The organism is Escherichia sp. E4930, assembly GCF_005845405.1.
Classification (GTDB): Bacteria; Pseudomonadota; Gammaproteobacteria; order Enterobacterales; family Enterobacteriaceae; genus Escherichia.
On the sequence record NZ_VCDZ01000004.1, the window covers coordinates 190977 to 209621 of the forward strand.

Sequence of the window (18645 nt, forward strand, 5' to 3'; positions counted from 1 at the left end):
TATACCGTCGTTATATCTCTCTGCCGGGGGACGGTATGATCGATTTAAAAAATATATTGAATATCTCTGGCAAATGTATTGGTCAGTCACGACTTTTTCTCGTTATAAGAAGAAGTGACACATATTTAACGAATAATGTTTATTACAAGGACTTTCCATGACCCAATCTCATTTTTCACAAAACCCGTGGTATTGCGCAGATATCATTCGTCGCCACAAACCAAACTTTACCCCACGTGTTGCGTTTATTCTTGGTTCGGGGCTGGGTGCGTTGGCTGAACAGATTGAAGGCGCGGTCGCTATTTCTTATAGCGATTTGCCGGGATTTCCGGTGAGCACCGTACATGGTCACGCAGGAGAGTTGGTCCTCGGCATGCTCTCTGGTGTGCCTGTAGCTTGCATGAAAGGTCGTGGCCATTTTTATGAGGGCCGCGGAATGACAGTCATGACTGATGCGATTCGCACGTTCAAGTTGCTGGGCTGTGAGTTGTTGTTCTGCACTAATGCTGCAGGCTCGCTTCGCCCGGAAGTGAGGGCGGGCAGTTTGGTTGCGCTGAAAGATCACATCAACACGATGCCAGGCACACCGATGACAGGCCTTAATGATGATCGCTTCGGCGAGCGTTTTTTCTCATTAGCGAACGCTTATGATGCTGATTATCGGGCCGTTTTGCAGTCCGTCGCGCAGGAAGAAGGTTTTCCGCTCACAGAGGGCGTTTTTGTTTCTTATCCAGGGCCTAACTTCGAAACGGCGGCAGAAATTCGCATGATGCAGATGATTGGCGGTGACGTTGTGGGTATGTCTGTAGTGCCTGAAGTGATTACCGCACGTCATAGCGAAATGAAAGTCGTTGCTGTGTCTGCAATAACTAATATGGCGGAAGGTTTAAGCGATGTGAAATTGTCACATGCCCAAACGCTGGCTGCAGCGGAATTATCCCGGCAAAACTTTATCAATCTGATTTGCGGATTCTTACGCAAAATCGCCTGAAAGCAATAAAAAATGGCCTCGCGGATGGGGCCATCTCACTGCGATAAGGAAACCAAAAATGAATATCGCAACGCGTTTAAAGATTATGTCTTTTCTGCAATATTTTATCTGGGGGAGTTGGTTAGTTACCCTCGGCTCTTACATGATAAACACCTTACATTTTACCGGGGCTGATGTTGGTATGGCATACAGCTCTAAAGGCATTGCGGCAATTATTATGCCAGCCATTATGGGTATTATTGCAGATAAATGGTTACGAGCTGAACGTACCTATATGCTGTGCCACTTTATTTGCGCCGGGGTACTTTTTTATGCCGCCTCCGTGACTGAACCGAATATGATGTTCTGGATAATGTTGCTTAACGCAATGGCGTTCATGCCCACTATTGCATTGTCCAATAGTGTTTCTTATTCGTGTCTGGCCCAAGCCGGATTAGATCCGGTAACCTGTTTTCCGCCAATCCGTGTTTATGGCACTGTGGGATTTATTGTCGCCATGTGGCTGGTGAGTTTATTGCATCTGGAGTTAAGTAGTGTGCAACTGTATATTGCTTCTGGCGCTTCTTTAGTGTTAGCGGTCTATGCATTAACGCTACCGAAAATTCCAGTGGCGGAGCATAAAATCAGCACTACGCTTTCCAGTAAATTAGGTCTGGATGCGTTTGTGTTATTTAAAAATCCGCGTATGGCGATTTTCTTTTTATTTGCCATGTTATTAGGTGCGGTACTACAAATTACTAACGTTTTTGGTAACCCGTTCCTGCACGATTTTGCTCGTAACCCTGAATTTGCTGATAGCTTCGTGGTGAAATATCCTTCCATCCTGCTCTCTGTTTCGCAAATGGCGGAAGTCGGCTTCATTCTTACTATTCCCTTCTTCCTGAAGCGTTTTGGCATAAAAACCGTCATGTTGATGAGTATGGTCGCGTGGACATTACGCTTTGGCTTCTTTGCCTTTGGCGACCCATCGCCAGGTGGCTTTGTATTATTGTTGTTATCGATGATTGTGTATGGCTGTGCGTTCGACTTTTTTTAATATCTCAGGTTCAGTGTTTGTCGAACAGGAAGTGGATTCCAGTATTCGCGCAAGCGCTCAGGGCTTATTTATGACGATGGTCAACGGCGTAGGGGCGTGGATCGGCTCTCTTCTGAGTGGTATGGCGGTTGACTATTTCACGGTTGATGGTGTGAAAGACTGGCAAACTATCTGGTTGGTATTTGCTGCGTATGCGCTGGCCCTGGCAGTGATCTTTGCCCTGTTTTTCCGTTATAAGCATGAACCTGAAAAAATGGCACAAAAATCATTAGCTCACTGATGTAAACGGGGTTGACCTTTATTGCAATGTGCTAGATTTGGAGCCTTACCAAACTTATGGAGCGCAATAATCATGGAAAGTACGCATCGTATTGATCTCAAGTTATTGCGCTATTTTCTTGCGGTTGCAGAAGAACTTCACTTTGGGCGGGCGGCTGCGCGGCTCAATATGTCGCAGCCGCCATTAAGTATTCATATTAAAGATCTGGAACAACAACTGGGCACGTTGCTGTTCGTTCGTCATTCGCGCAGTGTGGCGCTCACTCATGCGGGAAAAATTTTACTGGAAGAATCACGACGGTTACTGGCGAATGCCAGTCAGGCGATGGCACGGGTTGAGCAGATTGGTCGCGGTGAGGCAGGGCGGATTGAGCTGGGCGTGGTGGGAACAGCAATGTGGGGGCGAATGCGTCCGGCGATGCGGTGCTTTCTGAAAGAATGCCCCAATGTTCATGTCTCATTTCGTGAAAAATCACCAGGCATGCAAATGGCGTTGCTGGAGCGGCGGGAACTGGATGCGGGTATCTGGCGGATGGCGATTGAACCAACCACGGGGTTTACCAGCTTACGCTTACATGAATCCTCTTTTCTGGTTGCTATTCCGCAAGACCATCATCTGGCATCGCGAGATGCCATCCCGCTAACCGCATTACGCAATGAATACTTTGTAACGCTGCCTTCCGTCCATTCTGACTGGGCGTTTTTACAGCGCGTTTGTCAGCAGGCAGGTTTTTCACCGATGATCGTCCGGGAGGCCGTAGAGCCGCAAACTGTGCTGGCGATGATCAGTATGGGATTGGGCGTGACATTAATGGCAGATAGCTATGCCCAGATGAGTTGGCCCGGTGTGGTATTTCGTCCACTGGAAGAACGTATTCCGGCAGATCTGTATATTGTCTATGAACAGCAACACGCGACGCCTGCGCTGGAGAGGTTGGTTAATGCTTTGATCGCGTGAAGGAATATCGCAGATAGCAAAAAAGCGCCTTTAGGGCGCCTTTTTACATTGGTGGGTCGTGCAGGATTCGAACCTGCGACCAATTGATTAAAAGTCAACTGCTCTACCAACTGAGCTAACGACCCGAAGTGGTGGGTGATGACGGGATCGAACCGCCGACCCCCTCCTTGTAAGGGAGGTGCTCTCCCAGCTGAGCTAATCACCCGATACTGCGCTGGATACTACAAACTGCTTCCACCAAACACACCGCAATTAGTGGTGGGTCGTGCAGGATTCGAACCTGCGACCAATTGATTAAAAGTCAACTGCTCTACCAACTGAGCTAACGACCCACTTTTTCGTTGCTTTCGGTTTGTTTGATATCCCGTGGCAACGGCGGCATATATTACTGATTTCAGACTTGAGCGCAACAAAAATTTCGATGTAGATCACTCAACTGCTTATGAATCGCACGACACGACCAGAAATAATGCGACTTCTGGTCGCGTGTTATGCATTACATGGCGTTCAGACGTTTTTGGGCCTGTTTAGCACCATCAGTACCAGGGTATTTACTGATAACCTGCTGGTACACGGCTTTTGCTTTCGCGGTGTCACCTTTGTCCTGCATGATGACGCCAACTTTAAACATCGCATCCGCAGCCTTCGGCGACTTCGGATAGTTTTTCACTACCGAAGCAAAATAATACGCCGCATCATCTTTCTTACCCTTGTTGTAGTTTAACTGACCCAGCCAATAATTGGCGTTGGGCAGGTAAGTTGAATCAGGATAATTTTTGATGAAATTCTGAAATGCCACCATCGCGTCATCCTGGCGGGATTTATCCTGTACCAGCGCAATAGCTGCATTGTAATCAGTATTTGCATCGCCGCTTTTCACCGGCGCGCCAGCATTCGCAGTACCTGCATCAGCTGTTGGCGTCGTTGCCACCGCCGCCCCGCTTTGATCGCCGCTGGCTGATTGTGCCGCTGCACCACCGCTGCTAAGGCTATCGATCTGCAACAAGATCTGCTTCTGCCGCTCCACGACCTGATTCAGTTGATACTGATTTTCCTGAATTTGACCACGCAGGGAATCAATATCGGACTGATTATCAGAGAGTTGCTGCTGGAGTTGGGTCAAAAGCTGGCTGTGAGCATTAGAAATACGCTCAAGTTGAGTGACGCGGTCTTCGACCGAGCCTGAGCCGACACTACTGATTGGTGCCTGAGCAAAAGCGGCCCAGGGGGCCGCTATACCAACCAGTAACGACAGACTCAATAGTTGATGTCTGAAGTTACTGCTCATGCAATTCTCTTAGTAAACCAGTACCGCACGACGGTTTTTGGAGTATGCCGCTTCGTCATGACCCAGTACTGCAGGTTTTTCTTTACCGTAAGAAACGATGGAGATCTGGTCTGCAGAAACGCCTTTACCCTGCAGGTACATCTTAACGGCGTTCGCACGACGTTCACCCAGGGAGATGTTGTATTCCGGAGTACCACGTTCGTCCGCGTGACCTTCTACGGTGACTTTGTAAGACGGGTTGCTACGCAGGAAGTTTGCGTGAGCATCCAGCATTTGAGCGAAGTCAGAACGGATATCGTATTTGTCCAGATCGAAGTAAACGATGTTGTTCTGCTGCAGCTGTTGCATTTGCAGACGAGCCTGCTCTTCGGAAGACATGTTGCCATTTCCGCCGTTCGCATCCATGCCAGTGCCGGCACCCAGCATGCCTTCGCTGCCGTCATTGCTGGCGTTCTTGTTGGAAGAACATGCCGCAATTGCCATAACAGGCAGAGCAATCATCAGCCCTTTCAGCACTTTGTTCAGTTGCATTTCAATGATTCCTTTACTATTCAATTAATTATTATCACAGATACGGCGACCAGGCAGGGAATTTGACCTGTCCATCAGTTGCCGGAAGACGCGCTTTGAAACGCCCATCTGTAGAAACCAAATTCAGCACGGATCCCATCCCCTGAGAAGAGCTGTAGATTACCATAGTGCCGTTAGGTGCCAGACTTGGCGTTTCATCCAGGAACGTTGAGGACAGAACTTGTACGCCTCCCGTTACCAGATCTTGTTTGGCAATGTGCTGCTGCCCACCATTGGAGCTAACCATTACCATAAATTTACCGTCGCTGCTGACATCCGCATCCTGGTTCTGCGAACCTTCCCAGGTAATACGTTGCGGCGCACCGCCGTTGATATTCACTTTATAAACCTGCGGACGACCGGCCTGGTCAGAAGTAAATGCCAGGTTTTGACTGTCCGGGAACCAGGTCGGTTCGGTGTTGTTGCTGCGACCATCTGTCACCTGACGGATTTGACCAGAGGCTAAATCCATTACGTACAGATTCAGGCTACCAGTTTTCGACAGCGCAAAAGCCAGTTTGCTGCCGTCTGGCGAGAAGGCAGGCGCACCGTTGTGACGCGGGAAGGAAGCAACCTGACGCACTGCACCGTTAGCCAGCGTCTGAATTACCAGCGCGGAACGACCGCTTTCGAAGGTAACATATGCCAGTTTAGAACCGTCCGGTGACCACGCCGGAGACATCAGCGGCTGCGGAGAACGGTGAACCACAAACTGGTTGTAGCCATCATAGTCAGACACGCGCAACTCATACGGGAACTGGCCGCCATTGGTCTGAACAACATAGGCAATACGGGTACGGAACGCACCTTTAATGCCGGTCAGTTTTTCAAACACTTCATCACTGGCGGTATGGCCAGCGTAACGCAGCCATTGTTTGTTTACTTTGTATGAGTTCTGAGCAAGCACAGTACCCGGTGCACCGCCGGTATCAACCAGCTGATAAGCAACATTGTAAGAACCGTCCGGATTCGGAGTGACCTGACCTACAACGACAGCGTCAATGCCCAGCGCAGACCATGCAGCAGGTTGAACTTCCTGCGCGCTACCTGGCTGTTGAGGCAGACGAGCGCGATCTAACGGATTAAATTTACCGCTGTTACGCAAGTCAGCAGCAACGATGCCGCCAATATCTTCAGGTGCCGCACCTGGACCCGCCCACTGGAATGGAACGACACCAATAGGACGACCGGAATCTACACCACTGTCGATCACAATGCGGACTTCAGCATGCAGAACTGACGCCCACAGTATGAGAAAACCAAATGCTACTCGTAATGCCTGCTTCATCATATCTCCCTTATCTGGACAGATAGCCCACGATAATTTAGCAGAATGTTAACAAACTCAAATACACAAAACTACCAGAACCCTACGACAACCGATGTCTGATGTTGACCGCCGTGACGACCAACATCGCGATTACGGTTTGAAGTCCAATGGTGCGTTCTTGAACACTTCATATACTGCCTGGCTTGGTGGTTTCGGGATCTTCGCAAGTTTAGCTGCTGCCAACGCAGCCTGACAAAGAGCGGGATCGCCACCTTCAGGTTTGATATCCAGTAACATGCCATCTGGTGCCAGTTTTATGCGCAGCGTACAGGTTTTACCTGCATAGGACGATGCATCATAGAACTTACTTTCGATAGCAGATTTAATCTGCCCGGCATAGTTATTGATATCTGCGCCTGATGCGCCATTGTTTTTAGTATTACCACTCCCGGCAGGCGAAGCATTGTTCCCTTTCGCCCCTCCCCCCGTTTTCGGTGCATTCTTACCAGAGCTTAGCTCACCGAAAATATCATCTGCCTCCGCGGCAGCTTTTGCTGCAGCCGCTTTTTCAGCTGCTGCTTTTTCTGCTGCTGCTTTTGCCGCTGCGGCTTTTTTGTCTGCGGCGGCTTTTTCTGCAGCGGCTTTCTTATCAGCTGCTGCCTTTTCAGCAGCCGCTTTTTCTGCTGCTTTTTTGTCGGCTGCGGCTTTTTCAGCGGCGGCTTTCTTATCTGCAGCCGCCTTTTCAGCAGCCGCTTTCTGCTCAGCTTCTGCCTTCGCTTTTTCAGCAGCTTCAGTTGCCGCTTTCTTTCTTGCTTCAGCTGCAGCAGCTTCTGCCGCTTCCGCTTTCTTCTTCAGCGCCGCTGCAGCTTTGGCGGCTTCGGCCTCGGCTTTTTTCTGGGCTTCGGCTGCGGCTTTGGCGGCTTCTGCTTCTGCTTTTTTCTTCGCGTCCGCAGCCGCTTTCTTCGCTGCTTCTTCGGCAGCTTTGGCTTCCGCTTCAGCCTTCGCTTTAGCATCTGCCGCCGCTTTCGCTGCTGCCTCTTCCGCTTGCTTCTGCTTTAACTCGGCCTGTTTAGCGGCTTCTTCAGCCTGTTTCTTCTGTTCCTGAGCAGCTAACCGTTCTTTCTCAAGCTGCTTCAGGCGTTCCTGTTCAGCCGCTTGTTTCTCACGCAGTTCTTCAGCAGCCTGCTGTTCCTTCATCTTGCGCTGCTCTTCAGAACGCTTCGCGCTTGATTCCTGGCTTTGCATACGTTTGTACTGCTCAACTACCGCACCTGAATCAACCATTACAGCGTCGATGGACGAACCACCGCCGCCTCCGGCTGAAGCTTCTATATTCTCATCGAACGAACTCCAGATCAGCACTGCAAATAAGATGACATGCAGCACTGCTGAAATAATTATCGCCCGTTTGAGCTTGTCGTTTTGTTCGGTTGCCTTTGACACTCTCGGTTCCCAAAAACTGTTCGCCTGTTACCCGCTCTCTTAAAGCAAGGGAAACGCAGATGCTTAAATAGGCTGCGTCATTAAACCAACCGATTTCACACCCGCACTGTGTAACAAGTTCAGCGCTTTAATTATTTCATCGTAAGGCACATCTTTTGCGCCACCGATCAGAAAGACCGTTTTCGGGTTGGCCTTGAAACGGCTGGATACTTCCGCCACCACCTGCTCTGGTGGTAAACGCTCCAGACGATCTTTCTCAACCACCACGGTGTACTGACCAATACCAGACACTTCAACAATCACAGGCGGATTATCGTTACTGCTCACCGCCTGTGATTCAGTAGCGTCTGGCAGATCGACCTCCACGCTCTGGGTGATGATTGGCGCTGTCGCCATAAAGATCAGCAACAGCACCAGCAGTACGTCCAGCAACGGTACAATGTTGATTTCGGACTTGAGATCGCGACGACCTCGTCCACGCGCTCTGGCCATGGCTTACCCCTTGTTGCTCTCGCTAACGGTAAACGCCTGGCGGTGCAGAATCGCGGTAAACTCTTCCATAAAGTTGTCGTAATTCAGTTCCAGTTTGTTTACGCGCTGGTTGAGGCGGTTGTAGGCCATAACCGCCGGAATAGCGGCGAACAGACCGATTGCTGTAGCAATCAACGCTTCTGCGATACCGGGCGCAACCATTTGCAATGTTGCCTGCTTCACCGCGCCGAGAGCGATAAAGGCATGCATGATCCCCCAGACTGTACCGAACAGACCGATATACGGGCTGATGGAACCCACCGTACCGAGAAACGGAATGTGCGTTTCCAGATTTTCCAGCTCACGGTTCATGGAAATACGCATCGCGCGCGACGCGCCTTCCACTACGGCCTCCGGTGCATGGCTGTTAGCACGATGCAGGCGCACAAATTCTTTGAACCCACTGTAAAAGATTTGTTCCGACCCCGAGAGATTATCTCGTTTTCCCTGGCTCTCCTGATAGAGGCGAGAAAGTTCGATTCCAGACCAGAATTTATCCTCAAACGCTTCGGCTTCGCGAGCTGCGGCGTTAAGAATGCGGGTCCGCTGGATAATAATGGCCCAGGATGCGATTGAAAAACCAATCAAAATCAACATGATAAGTTTAACCAGAAGGCTCGCCTTCAGGAACAAATCAAGGATATTCATGTCAGTCACTGCTTAAACTCCGCGACAATAGACTTGGGAAGCGCACGAGGCTTCATTTTGAGTGGGTCAACGCAAACAATCAGAACCTCGGCTTCATTCAGCAGAGTATTCTCAGCGTTGACAATACGTTGCGTGAAAACCAAAGAGGTGCCACGCATTGATGTTATTTCAGTCTGTATTTCGAGCATATCGTCGAGCCGCGCAGGTGCGTAATATTCCACCGTCATCTTACGCACCACGAAGGCAACGCGTTCAGCCATCAGCGCCTGTTGACTGAAGTGATGATGACGCAGCATCTCTGTGCGTGCTCTTTCATAAAAAGCGATGTAACTGGCGTGGTACACCACACCACCGGCATCGGTATCTTCATAGTAGACGCGAACCGGCCATCGAAACAGCGTTGTATTCACTTTACATCCCGGTAATGCAACAAAAATTAGAACTTTTAAACGCTGCTACTATACGCGCGCGATTGAGGTTTGGGAATGAGGGCAAGTTAAGGGAGCGTAAAAATTTATGGACTGTTGAAGGTCCATAAATTTTTAAAGAGAATTCTGATTTAAAAGAAGAAGAAAATCAGCCCGACAATGAGAACGATATCGGCAAGCAGTGGGCAAAAAATCCCTTGCCAAAGAACCTTCTGCGGACGAAAACCCACGCCGTGAATTACGCCAGCACAGACGGCCCACATCAGCAATAAACCATGCCAGATTTCCAGTTCACTGGTCTTCGCGGCAAAACGTGATGGGTCCCAAAACATACATCCTGCTAACAGAAGCGCCATCACGAAGGAAAGCGCCCGCAGGGGGCGCTTGTCCATTACCGCATACAAAGTTGCGATAACCTTACTCATCAGCTGTCTTCTTGACCGGCTTTACCTGATTCGACGTGCTCAAGCGCCAGCGCGGTGATTACCCCAAACGAACAGGCAAGAAGCGTTCCCAGAATCCATGCGAAATACCACATTTTTAGCTCCTTACTTAGTACAGAGAGTGGGTGTTACGTTCAATATCTTCTTTGGTGATACGTCCGAACATTTTCCAGTAACACCAGGCGGTGTAGAGCAGAATGATCGGAACCAGAACCACCGCAACCCAGGTCATGACGTTAAGCGTCAGCTGGCTGGAAGTTGCATCCCACATTGTCAGACTTGCATTCATCATGGTGCTGGACGGCATCACAAACGGGAACATTGCAATACCGGCAGTCAGGATGATGCAGGCCAGCGTCAGGGAGGAGAACACAAACGCCCACGCGGCTTTATCCATACGTGCAGTCAGGATGGTCAGCAGTGGCAGAACCACACCCAGCGCCGGAATAGCCCACAGAATCGGCGTGTTGTTGAAGTTCGCCAGCCATGCGCCAGCTTCACGAACCACTTCTTTATTCAGCGGGTTAGAGGCTGCGTAATGGTCCATTGTCGATTTCACGACATAACCATCGATACCGTACATCACCCATACACCCGCCAGTGCGAAGCAGACCAGCGTCACCAATGCCGCCACCTGAGCCGTTGCACGGGTACGCAGGTGCAGTTCGCCCACGGTACGCATCTGCAGGTAGGTCGCGCCCTGAGTAATGATCATCCCTACGCTCACAACGCCTGCCAGCAGGCCGAACGGGTTAAGCAGCTGGAAGAAGTTACCGGTGTAGTACAGACGCAGATATTCATCAACGTTAAACGGTACGCCCTGCAACAGGTTACCGAACGCCACACCAATCACCAGCGGCGGAACGAAGCTACCAATGAAGATGCCCCAGTCCCACATGTTACGCCAGCGGGTTTCTTCAATCTTGGAGCGGTAGTCAAAACCGACCGGACGGAAGAACAGAGACGCCAGCACGAGGATCATCGCCACATAGAAGCCAGAAAACGCAGCGGCATAGACCATCGGCCAGGCAGCAAACAGAGCGCCGCCCGCGGTGATCAGCCATACCTGGTTACCGTCCCAGTGTGGTGCGATGGAGTTAATCATAATTCGACGCTCGGTGTCGTTACGACCGAGGAAACGGGTGAGCATGCCCACCCCCATGTCGAAACCGTCAGTGACTGCAAAACCAATCAGCAGAATGCCAACCAGCAGCCACCAGATAAAACGCAATACTTCATAATCGATCATTTGACGACTCCTGTCTTAGCGTGCCGGCTGAGTAGTCGTGGAGGACTGCTCAAAGTGATAGCGACCGGTTTTCAGGCTGCTTGGGCCGAGGCGTGCAAACTTGAACATTAAGAACAATTCTGCCACCAGGAACAGGGTATACAGGCCGCAAATCAGCACCATCGAGAAGATGAGATCGCCTGCGGTCAGTGACGAGTTCGCCACAGCTGTCGGCAGCACTTCACCGATAGCCCACGGTTGGCGGCCATATTCAGCCACGAACCAGCCCGCTTCTACAGCAATCCACGGCAGCGGAATACCGTACAGCGCGGCGCGCAGCAGCCATTTTTTCTCGCCAATGCGGTTGCGGATGACACTCCAGAAGGAGAGCGCAATGATTGCCAGCAGCAGGAAGCCACACGCCACCATGATGCGGAACGCGAAGTACAGCGGCGCTACACGCGGAATGGAGTCTTTGGTTGCCTGTTGAATCTGAGCTTCAGTCGCATCCGCCACGTTTGGCGTATAGCGTTTCAGCAGCAGACCGTAACCGAGGTCTTTCTTCATGCTATTGAACTGGTCACGAACCGCCTGGTCGGTAGAACCAGAACGCAGTTGTTCGAGCAGAGAGTACGCTTTCATCCCGTTACGGATGCGTTCTTCATGCTGAACCATCAGCTCTTTCAGGCCGATCACTGGCGTATCCACGGAACGCGTTGCAATGATGCCCAGCGCGTAAGGGATCTGGATCGCAAATTTGTTCGTCTGCTCATCCTGATCAGGAATACCGAACAGAGTAAAGGCAGCAGGCGCAGGTTGCGTTTCCCACTCGGCTTCAATTGCAGCCAGTTTGGTTTTCTGCACGTCGCCCATTTCGTAACCGGATTCATCACCCAGAACAATAACAGACAGAACGGCAGCCATACCGAAGCTTGCAGCGATAGCAAAGGAGCGTTTAGCGAAGGCGAAGTCACGGCCTTTCAGCATATACCATGCGCTGATACCGAGGATGAACATCGCGCCAGTCACATAACCAGAGGCTACAGTGTGAACGAATTTCACCTGAGCAACCGGGTTAAGCACCAGTTCGGAGAAGCTCACCATCTCCATACGCATGGTTTCGAAATTGAAATCGGACGCGATTGGGTTTTGCATCCAGCCGTTCGCAACCAGAATCCACAGTGCGGACAGGTTTGAACCGAGCGCCACCAGCCAGGTGACACACATATGCTGAACTTTACCCAGACGATCCCAACCGAAGAAGAACAGACCTACAAAGGTGGATTCGAGGAAGAAGGCCATCAGACCTTCGATTGCCAGCGGAGCACCGAAGATATCCCCTACATAGTGGGAATAGTAAGACCAGTTAGTCCCGAACTGGAACTCCATGGTCAGACCGGTTGCCACACCCAGAGCAAAGTTGATACCAAACAACTTGCCCCAGAACTTGGTCATATCTTTATAAATCTGTTTGCCGGAAAGGACGTAGACCGTTTCCATAATGGCCAGCAGGAACGCCATACCGAGCGTCAGCGGCACAAAAAGGAAGTGGTACATCGCGGTCAAGGCAAACTGTAAGCGCGACAGTTCGACTATATCTAACATCATGACTCCTTGCTCATCGCATGAAGACTCCGAGAGTGAACCCCGTTAGAAAGGGTCACACGCATGCCCCAATACAAAATTATTTGCTCGCCCCTATCGTTGCCATTTCATCAAAAGAGGAAAGACAATGATAAAAAAGTTACAAATATGTTAATGAATAAACCAAATTGATCCCGTAATTATATTACGCCGCAAAATCCTTACAATAAACAGGTTTTTATTGAGCAAATTTGCATTTTTCGACAGTGATCAATTTATAGTGAAATTGTCACTATCCCACCAATTTGATCTACGACAATTTATCTCGTTTTGCAGATTTTTTTCAAGAATTAAAAATTGATTTATATCAAAATCAACCAGATATGTTAATCATGTATAATCTATAGATCATTGGTAATTTTATTGTTAATTTATTGTAACCAGATAGCGCAGTAAAATTACCACTATGGAAATGCATAGATAAAAAACCAGTATTTTATTTAACAGAACCGCCTTACCCACTTTTTATAAGACTAATTGAGTAGATTAGCCAATTTGTTGTCATTTTACATAACATATTTTTATCAAAGTTAATTGATTGTTGTCTTTATGAGCACCCATCTTTACCCCGGAATGTTATTGTTGCTTTGCTAATAATCACGTTGAAGGACGGATTTGTAGAATGCAGGAGGAAGGGAAAGAGAGCTTTTAAGCTAAATTGCATCTGATATAAGTATTTTTCCCCTTTTTATATTCAATGAACGGCTCAGTGAGCCAACATCAAACAACATGAGATTCAATAACTAAGTTTATCCTGCGTTGGTATATGTAAATTATCTTTATTACCCCAGCAGCAAGACGAGACAATGAAACGGTATTATATCTGGACGTTATTGAACACCCGCCCACTCTAAGTAATACGTTCCACTGCTCAAGAATAATCATTTGAGTAGAAGTGGTTAATTAGCTCCAATGAATAGCACAACCCCAAATGAGTTATTAACCATTTGTTACTTTAAACATTACCGTTACAATTTCATGTTAAGACGGCAGAAAATTGCATTAATAATGCGCACCAAACTTTATGAACTGCTTTTATAACCAGTCCCCTCTTAAAAAAATGCAAATCAGATGTTGATCACAAATATATCAATACATTAAATCAATATAATTTGAAAAATTAAAATCAATAACAACCATATACTTAAGCTATTGAAATAACTACCACATTTAAAGCAACCACATAAACAAGCATTTTTCGAAAGATATTTTGAAAATAGATCAATTGCAACCTGACGCCAGGACAAAGACACTCCAGTGTTATTAATCATGTGCCACAGAAAACGGCCATAAATACGACGTGTGTAACTTATTTTACTCTCTGTCTTACAAAGGATTACCCATGAAGAAAGCAACACTAGTGCTTGGCGTTATTGGTGCCGACTGCCATGCAGTTGGCAATAAAGTTCTGGATCGCGTTTTTACTTCTCATGACTTCAGAGTCATTAACCTGGGCGTAATGGTCAGCCAGGATGAATATATTGATGCTGCCATTGAAACTGGCGCTGATGCGATAGTGGTTTCCTCTATCTATGGGCATGGGGATATCGACTGTCTGGGTATGCGTGAACGCTGCATCGAACGTGGGCTGGGCGACATTCTGCTCTATGTTGGCGGTAACCTGGTGGTGGGTAAACATGACTTCGCTGACGTGCAAATCAAATTCAAAGAGATGGGTTTTGACCGCGTCTTCGCCCCCAGCCATGACTTAGAAGATGTCTGCCAACTGATGGCCAACGATATCAACCAGCGTCATGGTGTTGAAACACGTATTTTCGAAGAGGCCATCTGATGCAAATCGTCTCTGTCGATATTGGATCGACGTGGACCAAAGCTGCCCTCTTTACCCGGGAGGGGGACGCGTTAACGCTGGTTAACCACGTTCTGACCCCAACCACCACGCATCATCTGGCCGATGGTTTTTTCTCAAGCCTGAATCAGGTGTTAAACGTAGATAACGCCCTCCCTCTGTTAAAAAGCGGCGAAGTCGCATTGAAGTACTCCTCTTCAGCCAAAGGTGGACTGGCGGTTGCCGCAATGGGATTAGTGCCTTCTATTACCCTGGAATCCGCGAAAGTAACCGCTCACTCTGCTGGCGCTAAAATAGCGCAGCATTACTCCTACAAGCTGAACCGCCGTGATATTCAGGCGCTGGAAGAGTCACCACCCGATATCCTCTTATTCACTGGCGGCACCGACGGCGGAGAAGAGAGTTACGGGCTAAATAACGCCCGTGTGCTGGCGGAATCAAAACTCGATTGCGCCATTATTTATGCCGGAAACAGGGACATTCAGGACAATATACAGGACATCCTCGGGCATAAAGATCTGACTATCGTCGATAACGTTCTGCCTGACCTTGAAAATCCCTCCCCTTTCGCCGCGCGTCAGGCCATCTGCGACATTTTCCTCAAACGCATTGTTAAAGGAAAAGGGCTGGATGTCATTGTTGATGAAACGGGCGAAGAGCCGATGCCAACGCCGTGGACGGTTTTTGAACTGGTTAAGGCAATCAGTAATGTCGATAGCAGTTGGAAAGAGTTCATGCTGATCGACATGGGCGGCGCAACTACAGATATGTATTCTGCCTGTGCCAATAATCTCTCACCCGACACCGTTTTACACGGCGTACCGGAACCCTTCGTAAAACGGACCGTTGAAGGCGATCTGGGAATGCGCGTCTCAGCAATGGTGGTTGGTGAAAGCGCAAAAGACTTAGTTAATGTGATCTTTTCTCAGCACCCCACGCAGCAGGACGCTTTTTATCATTATCTCCGTCATTTGGTTGCACATCCCGACCATTTACCCACTAACGCAGAAGAAAAATATTTCGATACTGTGCTGGCCGGACTGTGCGTAGGTTACGCCACTGAACGTCATGCCGGCACCAAAAAAGAGGTCTGCACCTGCGTCGGCAATGTCGATTTACAGATGGGACGCGACCTGACCACCGTGCGCAAAGTCGTTGGTTCCGGTGGATGGCTGTCGCGCGCCAGCCAGTTTGATATTCATCGTTGGTTGAAATACCGCGAGTTAAACGACGACGGCAAACGCATTCTCTTACCGACCGAATTTGAATATTACCGCGATTCACGGGGGCTATTTCCACTGCTGGCAAACGTCGCCAGAGTCGATCCGCAGGCCGCCGCGCGTACCAGTATTCAATGCTTAACCCTATAACAATTAAGGTAGCAATCAATGGAACTTCGAAATAAGAAATTAACCCATGACGAATTCATGACCGAGCGGCAACAGGTACTGAAAACCTGGGAAACTGGCAAGGATGTTGAAAACTTCGAAGATGGCGTTAAATATCAACAAACTATTCCTGATCACAAACGCTTCTCCCTTGCCCTACTGAAAGCAGACCTGGAAGGTAAAACGCTTAGCCAACCGCGCGCAGGCGTGGCGTTGATGGACGAGCACATCGAACTACTGAAAACACTGCAAGATGAGTGCGATTTGCTACCGAGCACCATCGATGCCTATACCCGTCTGAATCGTTACGAAGAAGCCGCGGTAGGGATTAAAAAATCCATCGAAGCCGGAACCTCTAAACTGAACGGTTTACCGGTGGTTAACCACGGCGTCGCAGCATGCCGTCGTCTGACCGAAACCTTGCAAAAACCGCTACAGATCCGCCATGGCACACCAGATGCGCGGCTGCTGGCTGAAATCTCAATGGCCAGCGGCTTCACCAGCTATGAAGGCGGCGGCATTTCCTACAATATTCCGTATGCCAAACGCGTAACGCTGGAAAAATCGATCCGCGACTGGCAGTACTGCGACCGTTTAATGGGGCTGTATGAAGAGCACGGAATTCGCATCAACCGCGAACCGTTTGGCCCGCTTACAGGTACCTTGATTCCGCCGTTTATCTCGCACTCTATTGCGATAATCGAAGGCTTGCTGGCACTGGAACAGGGCGTGAAATCTATCACCGTCGGTTATGGTCAGGTCGGAAGCCTGACGCAAGATATTGCGGCGATCCAGTCTCTGCGGGAACTCGCTCACGAATACTTCCAGAATCATGGCTATGCAGAGTACGAATTAAGTACGGTGTTCCACCAGTGGATGGGCGGTTTTCCGGAAGACGAGTCAAAAGCGTTCGCGATTATCTCCTGGGGCGCGGCGGTTGCCGGAATGTCGGGCGCAACCAAAGTAATCACCAAGAGTCCGCATGAAGCCTGGGGCATCCCTACCGCTGCCGCCAACGTGCAGGGACTGAAAGCCTCCCGCCAAATGCTCAATATGGTTAGCGATCAGAAATTCCCACCGTGTCCTGCGGTGGAACTGGAAGTTGAGCTGATTAAGAGTGAAGTTCGCGCCGTGCTGAATAAAGTGTTCGAACTGGGGAATGGGGATATCGCGCGCGGTACGGTGCTGGCATTTGAAGCGGGCGTACTGGATGTGCCGTTTGCGCCAGCCGCCTGCAACGCGGGCAAAATTCTTCCGGTTCGCGACAACACCGGCGCGATACGCGTGCTGGAAGCCGGCGCCGTTCCGTTGCCAAAAGACATTCTCGACCTTCACCACGATTACGTTGCCGAACGCGCACGCTTTGAAGGACGCCAACCGACATTCCAGATGGTTGTTGATGACATCAATGCTGTATCCCACAGTAAATTAATAGGAAGACCATAATGAAAATAAAACAGGCCCTGTTCACCGCTGGCTACTCCTCATTCTATTTCGATGACCAGCAGGCGATAAAAAACGGAGCGGGCCACGACGGATTTTTTTATACCGGGGAGCCGGTTACGTCTGGTTTTAGCGCAGTACGTCAGGCTGGGGAATGCGTTTCAGTTCAGTTGATTCTGGAAAATGGCGCGGTCGCGGTTGGTGACTGTGCTGCGGTACAGTACTCCGGGGCAGGCGGTCGCGATCCGCTGTTCCTCGCCGAGCATTTTATTCCGTTCCTTAATGACCATATCAAACCGTTACTGGAAGGCCGCGATGTGGATGCGTTTGTGCCGAATGCCCGTTTTTTCGACAAGCTGCGTATTGACGGCAACTTGCTGCATACCGCCGTGCGCTATGGATTATCGCAGGCGTTGCTTGACGCTACCGCGCTGGCAACGGGCCGTCTGAAAACTGAAGTCGTTTGCGACGAATGGCAGTTACCGCGCGTGGCAAAATCCATTCCTTTATTTGGCCAGAGCGGCGACGATCGGTATATCGCCGTCGATAAGATGATCCTTAAAGGGATCGACGTACTGCCCCATGCACTGATTAATAACGTCGAAGAGAAGCTGGGCTTTAAGGGCGAAAAACTGCGCGAATATATCCGCTGGCTGTCAGATCGCATTCTGAGCAAACGCACCAGCGCTCGCTACCACCCTACGCTGCACATCGATGTATACGGCACCATCGGTCTGATCTTCGACATGGATCCTGTTCGCTGCGCGCAATACATCGCCAGCCTGGAAGAAGAAACACAAGGTCTGCCGCTGTACATTGAAGGTCCGGTCGATGCCGGTAACAAACCTGACCAAATTCGCCTGTTGACTGCCATCACCAAAGAGCTGACGCGCCTCGGTTCCGGCGTGAAAATTGTCGCCGACGAATGGTGTAACACCTACCAGGATATCGTTGATTTCACTGATGCAGCCAGTTGCCACATGGTGCAAATCAAAACGCCTGATCTGGGCAGTATTCACAACATCGTCGATGCTGTTCTGTACTGCAACAGCCACGGAATGGAAGCTTATCAGGGTGGCACCTGTAACGAAACCGATGTCAGCGCCCGAACTTGTGTCCACGTAGCTCTTGCCGCGCGTCCCATGCGGATGCTGGTAAAACCGGGGATGGGGTTTGACGAAGGCCTCGACATCGTGTTCAACGAAATGAATCGTACTATCGCGCTGATGCTGGCTAAGGATTAACAG

At 49.6% G+C, this 18645-nt stretch carries 17 protein-coding genes, 3 tRNA genes and 1 pseudogene; 7 read left to right on the plus strand and 14 right to left on the minus strand.

What is annotated here, in order from left to right; genetic code table 11:
* The first annotated feature begins 157 nt into the window (after positions 1-157).
* The 3 genes and pseudogenes from xapA (at position 158) to FFT88_RS07850 (ending at position 3264) form a co-directional block, all read left to right on the plus strand.
* The gene (xapA, locus tag FFT88_RS07840) at positions 158-991 is read left to right on the plus strand and encodes a xanthosine phosphorylase (protein WP_130216866.1); all 834 of its coding nucleotides are present in this window, start codon (positions 158-160) and stop codon (positions 989-991) included.
* A gap of 58 nt (positions 992-1049) precedes the next feature.
* Positions 1050-2307, plus strand: a pseudogene (locus FFT88_RS07845) (nucleoside permease).
* Positions 2308-2379: 72 nt separating this feature from the next.
* Positions 2380-3264, plus strand: a complete 885-nt coding sequence (locus tag FFT88_RS07850; protein WP_130216870.1) for a LysR family transcriptional regulator — start codon at positions 2380-2382, stop codon at positions 3262-3264.
* Between the two features lie 49 nt (positions 3265-3313).
* On the opposite strand, the gene FFT88_RS07855 is transcribed toward FFT88_RS07850, so the two are convergent.
* The 14 genes from FFT88_RS07855 to cydA form a co-directional block, all read right to left on the minus strand.
* Positions 3314-3389: transfer RNA gene (locus tag FFT88_RS07855), tRNA-Lys, on the minus strand.
* 4 nt (positions 3390-3393) lie between these two features.
* Positions 3394-3469, minus strand: a tRNA-Val gene (locus FFT88_RS07860).
* A 51-nt stretch (positions 3470-3520) separates the two neighbouring features.
* Positions 3521-3596: transfer RNA gene (locus tag FFT88_RS07865), tRNA-Lys, on the minus strand.
* A 164-nt stretch (positions 3597-3760) separates the two neighbouring features.
* Positions 3761-4552 (minus strand): cell division protein CpoB, encoded by a 792-nt coding sequence (gene cpoB / locus FFT88_RS07870; protein ID WP_135404559.1) that lies wholly within the window; start codon positions 4550-4552, stop codon positions 3761-3763.
* Between the two features lie 9 nt (positions 4553-4561).
* Positions 4562-5083: a peptidoglycan-associated lipoprotein Pal gene (gene pal, locus FFT88_RS07875; RefSeq protein WP_001295306.1), complete on the minus strand. Its 522-nt coding sequence runs from the start codon at positions 5081-5083 to the stop codon at positions 4562-4564.
* A gap of 34 nt (positions 5084-5117) precedes the next feature.
* Complete coding sequence (gene tolB, locus FFT88_RS07880; RefSeq protein ID WP_010352214.1) at positions 5118-6410, minus strand: Tol-Pal system beta propeller repeat protein TolB; 1293 nt, start codon at positions 6408-6410, stop codon at positions 5118-5120.
* A gap of 132 nt (positions 6411-6542) precedes the next feature.
* Positions 6543-7835 carry a cell envelope integrity protein TolA gene (gene tolA / locus FFT88_RS07885; protein WP_135404560.1) on the minus strand — a complete coding sequence of 431 codons (1293 nt, stop codon included), beginning with the start codon at positions 7833-7835 and terminating at the stop codon, positions 6543-6545.
* 63 nt (positions 7836-7898) lie between these two features.
* The gene (gene tolR, locus FFT88_RS07890) at positions 7899-8327 is read right to left on the minus strand and encodes a colicin uptake protein TolR (RefSeq protein WP_000090097.1); all 429 of its coding nucleotides are present in this window, start codon (positions 8325-8327) and stop codon (positions 7899-7901) included.
* Positions 8328-8330: 3 nt separating this feature from the next.
* Positions 8331-9023, minus strand: a complete 693-nt coding sequence (tolQ, locus tag FFT88_RS07895; RefSeq protein ID WP_000131310.1) for a Tol-Pal system protein TolQ — start codon at positions 9021-9023, stop codon at positions 8331-8333.
* Positions 9020-9424, minus strand: coding sequence for a tol-pal system-associated acyl-CoA thioesterase (gene ybgC, locus FFT88_RS07900; RefSeq protein ID WP_001098372.1), 405 nt, complete (start codon positions 9422-9424; stop codon positions 9020-9022). Before ybgC ends, tolQ begins: the two co-directional genes overlap by 4 nt.
* Positions 9425-9573: 149 nt before the next feature.
* Positions 9574-9867: a cyd operon protein YbgE gene (gene ybgE, locus FFT88_RS07905; RefSeq protein ID WP_063096546.1), complete on the minus strand. Its 294-nt coding sequence runs from the start codon at positions 9865-9867 to the stop codon at positions 9574-9576.
* Positions 9867-9980, minus strand: a complete 114-nt coding sequence (gene cydX, locus FFT88_RS07910; protein WP_000270283.1) for a cytochrome bd-I oxidase subunit CydX — start codon at positions 9978-9980, stop codon at positions 9867-9869. Before cydX ends, ybgE begins: the two co-directional genes overlap by 1 nt.
* A gap of 14 nt (positions 9981-9994) precedes the next feature.
* Complete coding sequence (gene cydB, locus FFT88_RS07915; RefSeq protein ID WP_135404561.1) at positions 9995-11134, minus strand: cytochrome d ubiquinol oxidase subunit II; 1140 nt, start codon at positions 11132-11134, stop codon at positions 9995-9997.
* 15 nt (positions 11135-11149) lie between these two features.
* Positions 11150-12718, minus strand: a complete 1569-nt coding sequence (gene cydA, locus FFT88_RS07920) for a cytochrome ubiquinol oxidase subunit I (protein ID WP_010331061.1) — start codon at positions 12716-12718, stop codon at positions 11150-11152.
* A 1381-nt stretch (positions 12719-14099) separates the two neighbouring features.
* Here cydA and glmS point away from each other — a divergent pair.
* The 4 genes from glmS to FFT88_RS07940 are packed head-to-tail and all read left to right on the plus strand — an operon-like array spanning position 14100 to position 18642.
* A complete protein-coding gene (gene glmS, locus FFT88_RS07925; RefSeq protein ID WP_130214952.1) occupies positions 14100-14549 on the plus strand; it encodes a methylaspartate mutase subunit S in 450 nt (149 codons plus the stop codon).
* Positions 14549-15937, plus strand: coding sequence for a methylaspartate mutase accessory protein GlmL (gene glmL, locus FFT88_RS07930; protein WP_135404562.1), 1389 nt, complete (start codon positions 14549-14551; stop codon positions 15935-15937). Before glmS ends, glmL begins: the two co-directional genes overlap by 1 nt.
* 18 nt (positions 15938-15955) lie before the next feature.
* Positions 15956-17401, plus strand: coding sequence for a methylaspartate mutase subunit E (locus FFT88_RS07935; RefSeq protein ID WP_130209900.1), 1446 nt, complete (start codon positions 15956-15958; stop codon positions 17399-17401).
* Positions 17401-18642 carry a methylaspartate ammonia-lyase gene (locus FFT88_RS07940; protein ID WP_130209898.1) on the plus strand — a complete coding sequence of 414 codons (1242 nt, stop codon included), beginning with the start codon at positions 17401-17403 and terminating at the stop codon, positions 18640-18642. The genes FFT88_RS07935 and FFT88_RS07940 overlap by 1 nt, the downstream gene beginning before the upstream one ends.
* Positions 18643-18645: the final 3 nt, after the last annotated feature.